At 34.6% G+C, this 14,818-nt stretch carries 11 protein-coding genes; 7 read left to right on the plus strand and 4 right to left on the minus strand.

Translation table 11 applies throughout. From position 1 onward, the window contains the following. The first annotated feature begins 580 nt into the window (after positions 1-580). The 7 genes from GOQ24_RS13880 (at position 581) to GOQ24_RS13910 (ending at position 10,811) form a co-directional block, all read left to right on the plus strand. The gene (locus GOQ24_RS13880; RefSeq protein WP_160339972.1) at positions 581-2,356 is read left to right on the plus strand and encodes an AMP-dependent synthetase/ligase; all 1,776 of its coding nucleotides are present in this window, start codon (positions 581-583) and stop codon (positions 2,354-2,356) included. Positions 2,357-2,446: 90 nt separating this feature from the next. Beyond that, positions 2,447-2,884 (plus strand): MarR family winged helix-turn-helix transcriptional regulator, encoded by a 438-nt coding sequence (locus tag GOQ24_RS13885; protein WP_155092527.1) that lies wholly within the window; start codon positions 2,447-2,449, stop codon positions 2,882-2,884. Between the two features lie 40 nt (positions 2,885-2,924). Continuing rightward, on the plus strand, positions 2,925-5,330 hold the full coding sequence (locus GOQ24_RS13890; protein ID WP_155092528.1) for a 3-hydroxyacyl-CoA dehydrogenase/enoyl-CoA hydratase family protein: 2,406 nt from the start codon (positions 2,925-2,927) through the stop codon (positions 5,328-5,330). Positions 5,331-5,358: 28 nt separating this feature from the next. Then, entirely contained in the window at positions 5,359-6,540 is a 1,182-nt protein-coding gene (locus tag GOQ24_RS13895; protein WP_155092529.1) for an acetyl-CoA C-acyltransferase, read from the plus strand. Between the two features lie 30 nt (positions 6,541-6,570). Beyond that, positions 6,571-8,364: an acyl-CoA dehydrogenase family protein gene (locus tag GOQ24_RS13900; protein WP_155092530.1), complete on the plus strand. Its 1,794-nt coding sequence runs from the start codon at positions 6,571-6,573 to the stop codon at positions 8,362-8,364. A 224-nt stretch (positions 8,365-8,588) separates the two neighbouring features. Beyond that, entirely contained in the window at positions 8,589-9,665 is a 1,077-nt protein-coding gene (locus GOQ24_RS13905; RefSeq protein WP_155092531.1) for a porin, read from the plus strand. 273 nt (positions 9,666-9,938) lie between these two features. Then, the gene (locus tag GOQ24_RS13910) at positions 9,939-10,811 is read left to right on the plus strand and encodes a helix-turn-helix domain-containing protein (RefSeq protein ID WP_155092532.1); all 873 of its coding nucleotides are present in this window, start codon (positions 9,939-9,941) and stop codon (positions 10,809-10,811) included. 136 nt (positions 10,812-10,947) lie between these two features. Here GOQ24_RS13910 and GOQ24_RS13915 read toward each other — a convergent pair whose 3' ends face one another. The 4 genes from GOQ24_RS13915 to GOQ24_RS13930 all read right to left on the minus strand — a co-directional run bounded on the left by GOQ24_RS13915 (position 10,948) and on the right by GOQ24_RS13930 (position 14,020). Next, entirely contained in the window at positions 10,948-11,979 is a 1,032-nt protein-coding gene (locus GOQ24_RS13915; RefSeq protein ID WP_160339973.1) for an o-succinylbenzoate synthase, read from the minus strand. A 6-nt stretch (positions 11,980-11,985) separates the two neighbouring features. After that, entirely contained in the window at positions 11,986-12,672 is a 687-nt protein-coding gene (locus GOQ24_RS13920) for a metal-dependent hydrolase (protein ID WP_155092534.1), read from the minus strand. A gap of 12 nt (positions 12,673-12,684) precedes the next feature. Further along, the gene (gene menA / locus GOQ24_RS13925; RefSeq protein WP_155092535.1) at positions 12,685-13,596 is read right to left on the minus strand and encodes a 1,4-dihydroxy-2-naphthoate octaprenyltransferase; all 912 of its coding nucleotides are present in this window, start codon (positions 13,594-13,596) and stop codon (positions 12,685-12,687) included. Between the two features lie 115 nt (positions 13,597-13,711). Further along, entirely contained in the window at positions 13,712-14,020 is a 309-nt protein-coding gene (locus tag GOQ24_RS13930; protein ID WP_155092536.1) for a hypothetical protein, read from the minus strand. Positions 14,021-14,818: the final 798 nt, after the last annotated feature.

The raw sequence follows: 14,818 nt of genomic DNA on the forward strand, positions 1-14,818 counted from the left end.
CCCCCCCTAACAAACCCGAAGAAAGTGCAAGCCAACCCCCAAGAAACTTTGTAGAATATCTCTGTATTTGGTTGCCTATTGAGAAAGTTGAGTTGCACTAACCTTTGTGAAAAAATACATCCCTACGCAATAACTGTAGTAGGTAAAAACAACTGATAGGAAACCTTGACTTGCTACATCAAGCAATTGTAAGATCGTAAATTACCAATCCAATACAAAGCGATAATTCAAATACAACTAAACAAAACTGACTACGCAGTACTTTGATTAAGTGATTCACCCTTAATTTTTACTAAAAAATAACCGTCAAAAGGCAAAAACACCCTTCATATAGACTACAGAATACGAGAATCTCTTCAGTAATGAGTACATTTTTTATCAATTAAAGATGCTTGAATCAATGATAAGACCTTGGTTGAATCCACTTAAAATCAGAAGAATTAAAAAAACGAATAATATAGTTTAGAAGAATTTCGACTAAGAGAATAGCAAATAAAATAAGATAAAAATGTCAAGTACACATTAATTTGATGGAATCTTATATTTTTTTTGTACTTTGCAATAGCTAATTAATTAAAACATGATTGATCCTACAAGATTATTTGATATACCTTATCTTCAAAGAGATCACTTTCCCCTATCTGATGCACTTGTTACAAAAGTAAATGGAGAATGGGTAAAAACATCTTCTGAAGAATATGTAAATAAAGCAAATGCTATTTCAAGGGCTTTACTTCGCTTAGGTATAAAAGAGAATGATAAAATTGCTGTTATAACCAATAGAAATCATACGAATTGGAATATTCTCGACATTGGAATTTTGCAAATAGGTGCACAAAATGTCCCTATTTATCCGACAATTTCAGCAGAAGATTATCAGTATATTTTAAGTCACTCAGAGGCAAAATACTGTGTTGTTTCTGACATTGAAGTCTATGAAAAATTAATATCCGTTAAAGATCAGTTACCGCTTATCATTGATATATGCTCTTTTGATCAAATCGACGGATGTAAAAACTTTGACCAACTACTTGCTTTAGGTGAAGATAAAAGCAATCAAGCTGAAGTAGATCGCATTAAGGATACTATAACTCCAGATCATTTAGCTACTTTAATATACACCTCTGGTACTACAGGAAAACCTAAAGGAGTAATGTTATCTCACAATAATATTTTATCAAACGCTTTAGGTAGTGCAGATAGAATCCCTTTTACAAGAGATGAAAAATACAGATCGTTGAGTTTCCTTCCAATTTGCCACGTATTTGAACGCATGTTGATCTACCTATACCAATTTAATGGTGTAGCAATATATTATGCAGAGTCTATCGATAAGATGGGAGATAACTTAAAAGAAGTTAAGCCTAACGTCATGACTGTTGTACCGCGTTTACTTGAAAAAGTGTACGACAAGATTTTCACTACTGGGTCAGCTTTGACAGGACTAAAAAAGAGAATCTTCTTTTGGGCATTAGAACTTGGTTTTAAATACCAACCTTATGACAGAGGATTTTTCTATAACCTACAATTGGGGTTTGCTCGAAAATTAGTATTTAAAAAATGGGTTGAAGCCCTTGGAGGTAATATTAAGCTGATTGTTTCTGGTAGTGCTGCTTTACAACCGAGATTAGCTCGTGTATTTAACGCTGCTGGTATAGTTGTAGTAGAAGGCTATGGTCTAACTGAAACTTCTCCTGTAATTGCTGTAAATGACAAGCGAAACCGAGGAATGAGAGCAGGAACAGTAGGAAAACCGATCAGTAATGTAGAAGTAAAAATAGCAGAAGATGGTGAAATTCTTTGCAAAGGACCTAATGTTATGTTGGGTTATTACAAAGATGAAGAAAAGACTAAATCTGTGATTAAAGATGGCTACTTCCACACGGAAGATATTGGTAAGATTGATGAAGATGGGTTCTTGCATATTACTGATCGCAAAAAAGAAATGTTTAAGACCTCTGGAGGTAAATATGTCGCTCCTCAAATGATCGAAAATACAATGAAACACTCTCGTTTTATTGAACAAATCATGGTTATCGGGGAGGGAGAAAAAATGCCTGCTGCCTTTATTCAACCAAATTTCGAGTTTATTCGCGAATGGGCTCGAAGAAAACGCATCAATATTGGTACGACAGATGAAGAACTTGTTAAGAATGAGAAAGTAATTGAGCGCATCGCCAAAGAAATCGATCACATCAATAAAAAGTTCGGAAAATGGGAGCAAGTGAAAAAATTTGAACTTACACCTGAAGTATGGAGCATTGACAGTGAACACCTTACTCCTACTTTAAAACTGAGAAGAAAGATAATTTTAGCAAAATACCACGATTTGTACGAAAAGATTTACAGAGGGTAAATGTTAAAATTTTACTATAAAAGGTAAATAAATTAAGAATAGTATGCGTGCATACTATTTTTTTTTATATTTGAAAAACACAAAGCTGGTATGAAAAATAAAACAATTGACTATGTACTAAGAGCAACTTGGCAAGCTGTAGCAAGAATGTATAATGAAGAAGCTTCTAAATATGACGCTACGATGTCCTTAGCTTTTGCTTTGTTAAGTATAGATCGAGAAGGTACCTCTTCTACTCTATTAGGCCCAAATATGGGAATGGAAGCAACAAGTCTTACGCGTACATTAAAGAAGATGGAAGAACACGGATTAATCACCAGAGAGAAAAATCCCAATGATGGACGTGGCGTAATTATTAAGCTTACTCCTTTAGGAATAGAGAAAAGAGAATTGTCAAAAGAGAAAGTGAAGCGATTTAATGAAAAAGTACTGTCTTCTGTATCAGAAGAAAAATTAAAACATTTTTTCGAAGTGACTGACATAGTGAATACTTTAGTAAGTAACAAGAGTATTTTCGAAGAAGATTAACAACAAGTAGAATTAAGTATAAACCAAAGAATAACTAAATATGAAAAGATTAATAAAGAAAGTGGCCGTAGTAGGATCTGGAGTAATGGGATCTGCTATTGCTTGTCACTTTGCTAATATTGGACTAGAGGTATTACTTCTTGATATTGTACCAAGAGAATTAACTCCTGATGAAGAGAAGAAAGGTTTAACACTTGAACACAAAGCAGTACGCAACAAAATTGCTAATACTCATTTAGCTAATGCTTTGAAATCTAAACCAGCTCCAATCTATTCTCAAGCATTTGCTTCTCGCATTTCGACTGGGAATATAGAAGATGACTTAGTGAAGATCAAAGATTGTGATTGGGTAATCGAAGTTGTAATCGAGAGATTAGATATTAAAAAATCAGTATTCGAACAAATCGAGAAATACAGAAAACCAGGTTCGTTAATTACTTCTAACACTTCTGGTATTCCAATGAAACTAATGGTAGAGGGCCGTTCAGAAGATTTCCAAAAACACTTCTGTGGAACGCACTTCTTCAACCCTCCAAGATATTTACAATTATTCGAGATTATCCCTGGACCACAAACGGCTCCTGAGGTAATCGAATTCTTCCAAAAATACAGTAGTCTTTACTTAGGTAAAACGCCAGTATTGTGTAAAGACACACCTGGGTTTATCGGTAACCGCGTAGGGGTTTACTCTATGGCAATGGTAATGCAATTAGCTCAAGAAATAGGGTTAACTATCGAGGAAGCTGATACACTGACAGGATCTATCTTAGGACGTCCTAAAACAGGTACTTTTAAACTAGGAGATTTAGTAGGATTAGATACCGCTGTTAACGTAACGAATGGATTAAAGCAAAACTGCCCTGCAGACGCTATGATTCAAGAAGTTAAAGATAGCAAACCGCTTAACTTCCTATTAGAAAATAAATTCTTAGGTGACAAATCAAGAAAAGGATTCTACTACAAAGAAGTAGATAAAGAAGGTAAAACTAATCGCTTTGCTTTAGACTTAGAGAAATTAGAATACCGTCCATTAGAACGTGCTAAAATAGCTGTTCTTGAAACTGCAAAACAAGCTGGTGGTACGAAAGCTAAATTAGCTTTATTATTAGCAGACCAAACTAAAGCAGGTGAATTAATCAGAAAACACTTTGCTTCTTTATTTGCATACGTTTCTCAACGTGTTCCAGAAATCACTGACACCCTATTCCCTATCGATGATGCTATGCGTACAGGATATGCGTGGAAATATGGTCCATTCCAAACTTGGGATTTAGTAGGCCTTGAAAAGGGAATCGCTTTAATCGAAAAAGAAGGTTACACAGTAGCTGATTGGGTTAAAGAATTGGCAGCTTCTGGAGCGAAGAGTTTCTATAAAGTGGAGAATGGTAAAAAACTGTTCTACAACCAAAACACAAAAACTTTTGAACCTATTCCTGGACAAGATGCCTTCATTATCCTTGACAATATTAGAACATCTAATAAAGTATGGGGTAATAGTGAAGCTTCATTAATCGACTTAGGTGATGGTATCGTAAACTTAGAGTTCCACTCAAAGATGAATACAATCGGTGGTGGTGTTTTAGCAGGATTAAACAAAGCTGTTGAAATCGCTGAAAAAGACTTCCAAGGATTAGTAGTAGGTAACCAAGGTAGCAACTTCTCTGTAGGAGCGAACTTGATGATGATCTTCATGATGGCTGCAGAGCAAGATTGGGATGAGTTAAATATCGCTATTAAAACATTCCAAGATACAATGATGAAAATGCGTTACTCAGGTATTCCTGTAGTTGCTGCTCCTCATGGAATGACATTTGGTGGTGGATGTGAGCTAAGCTTACACGCCGATAAAGTAGTAGCTGCCGCAGAGACATATATCGGATTAGTAGAATTCGGTGTAGGACTTATCCCTGGTGGAGGTGGTTCTAAAGAGATGACCGTAAGAGCGTCTGATCTATACCGCAAAAATGATGTAGAGCTAAATACACTGCAAGAGCACTTCTTAACTATCGGTATGGCTAAAGTAGCTACATCAGCACAAGAGGCTTTTGACTTAAATATATTGCAAAAAGGAAAAGATGTAGTGGTTGTAAACAAAGATTTACAATTGGCACAAGCTAAACGCGAAGCTTTAGTATTAGCACAAGCGGGATATACACAACCGGCTAAACGCAAAGATATTAAAGTACTTGGTCGTCAGGCTTTAGGTATGTTCTTAGTAGGAACTGACAGTATGATGGCTGGTAAATACATCTCTGAGCACGATCGCAAGATCGCTAACAAACTGGCTTATGTAATGGCAGGAGGAGACTTATCAGAAGCTACATTAGTGACTGAACAGTATTTATTAGATCTTGAAAGAGAGGCTTTCTTATCACTATGTGGTGAACGCAAAACGCTGGAGAGAATCCAATACATGCTGAAAAATGGTAAACCATTAAGAAACTAATCTTTAACCAATTAAAACGACAAAGAATATGAAAACCGCATATATAGTACAAGGATATAGAACGGCAGTAGGTAAAGCGCCTAAGGGTGTATTCAGATTTAAAAGACCGGATGAACTGGCTGCTGAGACTATTGAATATTTAATGAGTAAACTACCAGAGTTTGACAAAACTCGCATCGATGATGTAATGGTAGGAAACGCAATGCCTGAGGCTGAGCAAGGACTAAATATGGCTCGTCTAATCTCTCTAATGGGATTAAAAGTAGATGACGTACCTGGAGTAACTGTAAATAGATATTGTGCTTCTGGTATAGAAACTATCGGTATGGCTGTAGCTAAAATACAAGCAGGTATGGCTGACTGTATCATCGCAGGTGGTGCAGAGAGTATGAGTTATATCCCAATGGGAGGATATAAACCAACACCTGACTACGGTGTAGCAAAAGAAGGAAATGAAGATTACTACTGGGGAATGGGATTGACAGCTGAGGCTGTAGCTAATCAATTCAAAGTTTCTCGTGAAGATCAAGATGAGTTTGCCTTTAACTCACATATGAAAGCTTTAAAAGCACAAGCAGAAGGGAAATTTGACAATCAAATCGTTCCTATTACCATTAATGAAGTATTCATTAACGAAAAAGGAAAAAAAGATAGTAAATCATATACAGTGACTAAAGACGAAGGACCAAGAGCTGGTACTTCTATCGAAGCCTTAGCAAAACTAAGACCTGTATTCGCTGCAGATGGATCTGTAACAGCAGGTAACTCTTCTCAAATGAGTGATGGGGCTGCTTTCGTGATGGTGATGTCAGAAGAAATGGTAAAAGAGCTAAACATAGAACCTATCGCACGCATGGTAAACTATGCTGCAGCTGGTGTAGAACCACGCATCATGGGTATAGGACCTGTTAAAGCAATTCCAAAAGCATTAAAACAAGCAGGATTACAGTTAAAAGATATCGATCTTTTTGAATTAAACGAGGCTTTTGCTTCTCAATCTTTGGCTGTAATTAGAGAGTTAGGTATCAACCCTGATATTGTAAACGTAAACGGTGGAGCTATTGCATTAGGTCACCCATTAGGATGTACAGGAGCAAAACTATCCGTTCAGTTATTTGATGAAATGAAACGCAGAGGTTCTAAATACGGAATGGTAACAATGTGTGTAGGTACAGGACAAGGTGCTGCAGGAATCTATGAATTATTATAATAAAGCTATTAACCAATAAAGAAAATAAACATGAGTAAAGATATCGTAAGAGGAGGTCAATTCTTAGTAAAAGAAACGAAATGTGAAAACATTTTCACTCCTGAAGATTTTACAGAAGAGCAAATAATGATGCGTGAATCTGTAAAAGAATTTATCGACAAAGAAATATGGCCTAACAAAGAGCGCTTCGAGAAAAAAGACTACGCATTCACTGAGGAAACTATGCGTAAAGCTGGTGAACTTGGTTTATTAGGAGTTGCTGTACCAGAAGCTTATGGCGGATTAGAAATGGGATTCATCTCTACAATGTTAGTTTGTGATTATATTTCTGGAGCGACGGGTTCATTCTCAACTGCATTCGGTGCTCACACAGGAATTGGGACAATGCCAATTACACTATACGGAAACGAAGAACAAAAGAAAAAATACGTTCCTAAATTAGCTTCAGGAGAGTGGTTTGGTGCATACTGTTTAACAGAACCAGATGCAGGATCAGATGCTAATTCAGGAAAGACAAAAGCTGTATTATCAGCGGATGGTAAGTACTACTCTATCACAGGACAAAAAATGTGGATCTCTAACGCTGGATTCTGTAATGTATTCATCGTATTCGCACGTATCGAAGATGACAAAAACATTACTGGGTTTATCGTAGAAAACGATCCAAGTAACGGAATTACATTAGGAGAAGAAGAACATAAATTGGGTATTAGAGCTTCTTCTACTCGTCAAGTATTCTTTAGCGATACGAAAGTTCCAGTAGAGAATATGCTTTCTGAAAGAGGTAATGGATTTAAAATTGCGATGAATGCATTAAACGTAGGACGTATCAAATTAGCAGCTGCTTGTTTAGATTCTCAACGTCGTTTAATCACGCAATCAGTTAAATATGCAAACGAGCGTATTCAGTTTAAAACTCCTATCTCATCTTTCGGAGCTATCCGTACGAAATTAGCTGAGATGGCAACTAATGCTTATGTAGGTGAAGCTGCATCATACAGAGCGGCGGCAGCTATTGAGGAGAGAATCAATCAACGTATTGCAGAAGGAAACACACATCAAGAAGCTGAGCTAAAAGGTGTAGAGGAATTTGCTATCGAGTGTTCTATCCTAAAAGTTGCTGTATCAGAAGACGTACAAGCTTGTGCAGATGAAGGAATCCAAATCTTCGGTGGTATGGGATTCTCAGAAGACACACCAATGGAAAGCGCATGGAGAGATGCTCGTATTTCACGTATCTACGAAGGTACAAACGAGATCAACCGCATGCTTACTGTAGGGATGTTGATTAAAAAAGCAATGAAGGGACATGTAGATTTATTAGGTCCTGCTATGAAAGTAGCTGACGAATTAATGAGTATCCCAAGCTTTGATGTACCAGATTATTCTGAATTATTCGCTGAAGAAAAAGAGATGATCAGCAAGTTAAAACAAGCTTTCTTAATGGTAGCTGGTAGTGCTGTTCAAAAGTTCGGTCCAGATTTGGAAAAACACCAAGCTTTATTAATGGCAGCTTCTGATATGCTAATTGAAATCTATATGGCAGAAAGTGCTATCCTTAGAACAGAGAAATTAGCGAAGTTAAAAGGAGAAGAAAATATTAAAGAGCAAATCGCTATGGCTCAATTATACTTATACCACGCTGTAGACATCATCGGATTAAAAGGTAAAGAAGGAATCGCTTCTTTCGCTGAAGGTGATGAACAACGTGTAATGTTAATGGGGCTACGCAGATTTACAAAATATGTGAACCTACCTAATGTAAATGCACTAAGAGAAACTATTGCATCAAAATTAGTAGACGCAAACGAATACGTATTCTAATTTAGGATACAGACAATTTGGTTTAGTTTGTTTGAAAAAAACCGTCATTTTTCTTCGGAGAAAGGGCGGTTTTTTATTTGACTACTAACCAAAAACGAAAAGCACTAATTAACAGATAGTTAATATATTTTTCTCAAACAAAATCCGTTATTTGCAACTTTAAATACATAATTATAGCCAATATTGTTTATAAAATCACTATTTTGCAAAAAAAGAAAGCATCCATGAGAAATAAACTACTGTTATTTTCTTTCCTATCCCTTATAGGAAGTAAAGCAATTGCGCAAGATTTCAACCAAAAGAGTATTTTTAAACTTCCCGAAAGTGAAGTGGTAAACGACTTTAATCTTTACTTGGATACGAGATATGATTATAAAAATGTCTTCACTCCTACCCAAACAGAACTAAGTCAATTTCAAGTGAATCAAACAAGGATTTACTTAACAACTAAATTGTTCAATAAGGTTGATTTTAATTTTCGATATAGTTTTAATGCGAAAGAAAGTAAAGACGCATTAGAGTTTGCCTTCCTGGAATATCATATCAATGACAACTGGGCAATCTCAGCAGGTAAACTATTTACAAACTGGGGGTCTTTTGATATTGATTACAATGGTGCAGAATTATACATGTACACCATTGTGACAAATGATATTGAAGTATACAGCCCTGGGGTAAATTTCATGTACTATATGAATAAACATAAATTTACTTTCCAGATAAGTAGTCCTACAGAAGTTTTTACAACTCCAGAATATAAAAATAAGGCGTATTCTTATATGTTATTGTGGGAAGGAAAACTATTCAATGACAAATTAAGAACCAGATACGGCTACTCTTTGATGCAACATGATAGTTCAAAATACTATAATTGGGCTACAATCGGTAATCAGCTTCACTTAGGGAAATGGATTTTTGAATCAGATTGGATTTATGGAACAAGAAACTTAAACTATAGTGACTTGGTAAATATTGAAGATATTGGCGTATCTGAAGTTAGAGATAATTCATTTGCTCTAAGTGCTAAATACAAGATCAATAAATTTGTTCCCTATATTAGAGGTATTTACAACAAAAGGAAAGATTTAACCAATAACTATGCTTATTCTCAAGTCAACCTTCAAGCAGCTTTAGAATACTATCCTTTACAAGATCAAAACCTCTTTAAGGATTTAAGGTTATTTACAGCCTATATATACCAAAACCAAAGTTTTGAAAGAGAATTATCACATCTCTCCGATCAACACGAAAATCAAATCGTAGCAGGAATAAGATGGTTAATCCCTATGGTAAGAAAATAAAACAAGAAAGGAATAAGAGTTAAACTCTTGTTCCTTTTTTGTTTTAGTACTTTAACTATTAGAAAAAAAGGAATAAAGACAATCTTTTTTATTGAGAAATGATTCCATTGTTCCTTAATTACTTATTTATGGACATTATTTAGCACTTTTATGCAACACTTATAATTTTTAGTAATAATTTATACAATTTTATACCATTGATAGCAACAATATATATTTTTTAGTAATTTTATATTCGTAATTCTTAATCTTAATTGAGAAAAGTAGAATAGTATGAAAAAGATACCCCGTTTTAATAGTTGCGATTTATTAGATCAAGAAAACATTGCTCAGGATTGCGTTATTTTCGATTTGCAACACGTTTTATCATTGAGAAACAATGTTGTCTCTGTCGCACATAAGCACTTGTTTTATCAAATCCTTTTCATAACGGGGGGTGAAGGAGAACACTTTATAGACTATAAAAACTACAATGTAAAGAAAGGAGATCTATTTTTCATCAATCCTGGCCAAGTACACCGTTGGGATTTTAACGAACACACCCAAGGTTTCATCATTAACTTTACAAAGGATTTTTTTGCTTCGTTTCTATCAGATAGCCAGTTTATCGATAATCTGCCTTTCTTTCGATTAGATATAGACAATGAATCTCTATTGAGTATTGACAGTTACTATTCTACTATACTAAATATTTTTGACAAGATAAATTACGAAGTACACCTTCAAAAAGGAACAGATCAAAATCTGATACGCGTTTACTTACTTGAGCTTTTCTTACTTTGTAAAAAGCACTATGAACACGATGATAATTTTACTTATAGTCAGTTGCAACCAAGTAACCTTGTCAAGCAATTTGAATATTTGGTAGAAAAACACTTTTATGAGTTGCGTTTTCCAAAAGAATATGCCGAATTACTATATGTCACACCAAATTACTTAAATGCTGTCTGTCAAAAAGTAAGAGGTCAATCAGCGGGAGAACTAATTAGAGGAAGAATACTTCTTGAAAGCAAAAGACTCTTAGTCAATACAAATATGTCTGCAAGTGAAATTGCCTATAAACTAAGTTTTAAAGACAATTCGTATTTTTCGCGTTTCTTTAAAAAGTATGTTGGTGTAGCACCAGATGAATATAGAAAATCATAAAAAAACAAGGCTTATAACGATGATTATAAGCCTTGTTTTTTATTGCTATCAATACACTATTTTAGTAATTACCTTTTGATTTTTATAGATTTATATCCTCAATAATTGTTGGTAATACCCTTTATTATGAATGTTCTTATGGCACATTCCATTGTACAGTAGGATTGTACCACAAAGCACCTTGGTTTACTTCCAAAGGTGAATCAAAATTATTTGTATACAAAGCTCCTGTTCCCAAGCCTTGCGGCAAGCTATTTTTAAGTGTAAAAGTCCATTGTGCAATAGCATTCAAACCAATATTACTTTCTAAGGCAGAGGTAATCCACCATCCTATATTTCGCTCTTGAGCTAAAGCAATCCATTCCTCACTACCTCTATAACCGCCAACTAAACTTGGTTTTAAGATAATGTATTGAGGTTTAAGCTCATCTAACAACCTCGCTTTATCTTCTATGTTAATCACCCCTATCAATTCTTCATCTAAAGCAATAGGCAAAGGAGTCTTTTTACATAACTCTGCCATTTGCTCATACTGACGTTGCTTAATAGGCTGCTCAATACTGTGCAATTTGAATTCAGACAATACTTCTAACTTTTCCAAGGCCTCTAAAGGCGTAAATCCTCCGTTAGCGTCAACTCTTAATTCAATCTCTTTTTCAGAGAAATGCGATCGAATATAGCGCAGTAAATCAACTTCTTTTTCAAAATCAATTGCCCCTATCTTCAGCTTAACGCATTTGAATCCAGCATTTAATTTCTCGTCAATCTGCTCTTTCATATACTCGTGCTCACCCATCCAAATTAAGCCGTTTATGTCAATGGCCTTTCTTCCCTCAGTAAAAGCAGATGGAAAAAGAATAAAAGGATCTGAAGCTTCAAGTGATAAGAAAGCTTGCTCAACTCCAAACTGTATAGACGGCCATTCTCTTAGTTGTTCCCATAACACCTCTTTACCTAAAGCTATATTTTCAACTACCCATTGGAGTTTTTCTTCATATCCTAATCGGTCATCAAAACTAAGAGAGCGCAGTATCCCGCACTCTCCTATTCCAATTTTGTTATTTTCCTTAATTCTAAGCAACCATGTTTCTTTTTGGGTAAGAATACCCCTCGAGGTACCTGATGGTCTCTTAAAATCTAAAATATAGCGTTCATACGATGCTTCTATCATAAACTACAAAGTTAGGCTCTCTCCAATAGCCAATAACATTAAATCTTTTCCTTTCTCAAAGAACTTCTTCTTAGCTTCTTCGTGATCTATCTCGATATAACCAAAAGTATCAAAGTGATAACCCATAACTTTGTCACAACCTACAAAATCAGAAGCAATTACCGCTTCATCAATATCCATAGTAAAGTTGCTTCCAATAGGTAAAATAGCTAAATCCAATTGTGTAAAAAGAGGAATTAATTTCATGTCCATTGTCAAAGAAGTATCTCCAGCGATATAGACATTCTTGTTCTTGCTCTCTATCACGAATCCCCCTGGTTGTCCCCCATAGCTACCATCTGGAAAAGAACTCGAGTGAATAGCAGGCGTGTACTTTACTTTTCCAAACTCAAATGTCCAACTACCACCGTGGTTCATCGGATGAGCTTGCAACCCTTTTGCCTCAAAATGGCCGGCAATTTCCGCATTTGACACCACTACAACATCGGGATTATTCTTCGCAATCAACTCTACATCTGCGATGTGATCTCCATGCGCGTGCGTTAAAAGAATGTAATCTGCTTTGATAGCATTAACGTCAATTTGTTTAGCTGCAGGCAAAGGATTACCCGTAATAAATGGGTCAACAATTATATTGATATCATCAATCGTTATACCTAAGCAAGCATGTCCGAAGTAAGTAATTTTCATATTCTAATTATTTTAAAGGATTAAAGCTAAAGAAAATAAAACGGAAACAAAAAAAGTTGATAAAGCAACTATCTTCATTTGTGAGTCTAATTCTTTTGGCAAGGTGTTATTCTTAACAAATATCAAGTGTTTTATAAATGGAATATAAGCGACGATAAAGAAGTATTGATAATAAGAAAAGTTGGAATACAATGCGTATACAATAAATGCTATTAGGGCAAATACAATAATAAAATAATGATATTGCTTTGCTCCTGATCGACCTAATTTTACTGCAAGTGTATTTTTACCAACAAGCTTATCTGAATCTAAATCACGCATATTATTAATATTCAACACAGCAATACTCAAATTTCCCACAGCTAATGCTGGTAGGATTACCCAGTAGCTAAAAACTTGACCGTACAAATAGAAACTACCGAGTACACTTACAAGCCCAAAGAAAATGAATACAAATAAGTCTCCTAATCCTTTATATCCATAAGCTCCTGAACCAACAGTATATTTAATTGCCGCAGCGACACAGCTAACTCCTAAAACAAAGAAGAAAAGAGAGGTAAGAAAATTATCTTTTCCAAACGATATGTAAATCAAAACTAAAGCTGATAGTAGAGATAGTAAAGAGGTTACGATTACCCCTTTCTTCATTTGAGCAGCTGACAACAACCCACTTTGCACAGCGCGTTGTGGTCCTACACGCGTTTCATTATCAGTTCCCTTGACACCATCTCCGTAATCATTAGCAAAATTTGATAGTATCTGCAATAAAAGCGTTGTCAATATTGCGAATAAAAATATGCTAAGAAAATTAGCATTGGAAGTAAAAAAAGGGAAAGCACATGCTGACCCAACAATAATACCCGAAACAGAGAGCGGTAGTGTTCTCAATCTTGCAGCGTTAATCCACGCTTTCATTTTTGTCATAAATTCAAATTTAACTAAGCAGCGATTTTGAAAAATCATTTTAACTGCACACAAAAATAAAGAGAATTTATGACATCTATTCCTTAGTATCCAACGGAAATTAAATATACTCCGATTATAGGTATCCTTGTTTTTTAAGTTTTAAATATTTGCTGGGTTTAGCAAATGTATAATAAAGTGCAAGTAGAGGATTACACCCTCTAATTGTAAACAAAATAGTGTGCTCATCTTTAATCTCAAAAACGATAGCATTGGATGAGTTCCAATCTATTTTTCCACTCAAAATATGTTTTCCTGGAGCAACATCAAATGTTACTTCTTCACCATTTGAAATAGAACATAACTTTTCACCATCTAAAAAAATAATATAATTTCTATGTCTATCTACTATAGCCTTTTTTCTCTTAAGAACAATTTTAGCCATTATCTGTAATCTTAGTTATAAGTACTATAAAGGTAATGGTAAATCGTAAGGTGTACAAAATAATAGGCTATTAATAAGGCTTCGATATACACTGCCATTACAAGCGATTACTTAATGTTAAGCTTTAAGTAAAACCAAAATTTAAAATAGTGTATAATAATTGACTTTTTTACATCAAAAAGTACTTATTTACACTGATAACTTTTAGTTATAACAAAACATAACTACTTGATTTTAAAAATAATAATATACTTTACATAAAGTTAAATTACAAGTGTTAAAATTGAATCTTTGAAGTATTCATTTGCTTTAAAAAGCAAGTGTTTTAGAATAAAATCACAAGGTTTTTACAAACGTAACTAATACAGACACCACAAATATTCTATACATTTTTTTCGAAGTATACATTTAAATGAACACTTTAATACTCCAAATTTCAAGTGCTGTACTCCTACTTTTACCGATAACAAACTCCATAATTCACTTTCAAATTAGCTGAACAAAACATAATAAAAGAAGTTTTACTCAACGTTTCATTTCATTGATAAAGACATCTTCTCTGCATACCTTCCAGTAAACAAACCTTTATTATGTCCGAAAAATACATTATAAATCATATTAAATTACTTCTTAAAAAAAAGTATTACAGCTTTCACAACCCCTTATTTAATAAAAGTACCTTTAGTCTAAAATGAAGAAATGCGATTAGTATTCTTTCGCCAATACTCCCCCATGTCATTCATTAAAACACACCTTATCACAAAAAAAGAGCACTTAATTCACATGAATAAAGTGCTC

The organism is Myroides sp. LoEW2-1, from assembly GCF_009767705.1.
In the GTDB taxonomy this organism is placed as follows: Bacteria; Bacteroidota; Bacteroidia; order Flavobacteriales; family Flavobacteriaceae; genus Flavobacterium; species Flavobacterium album_A.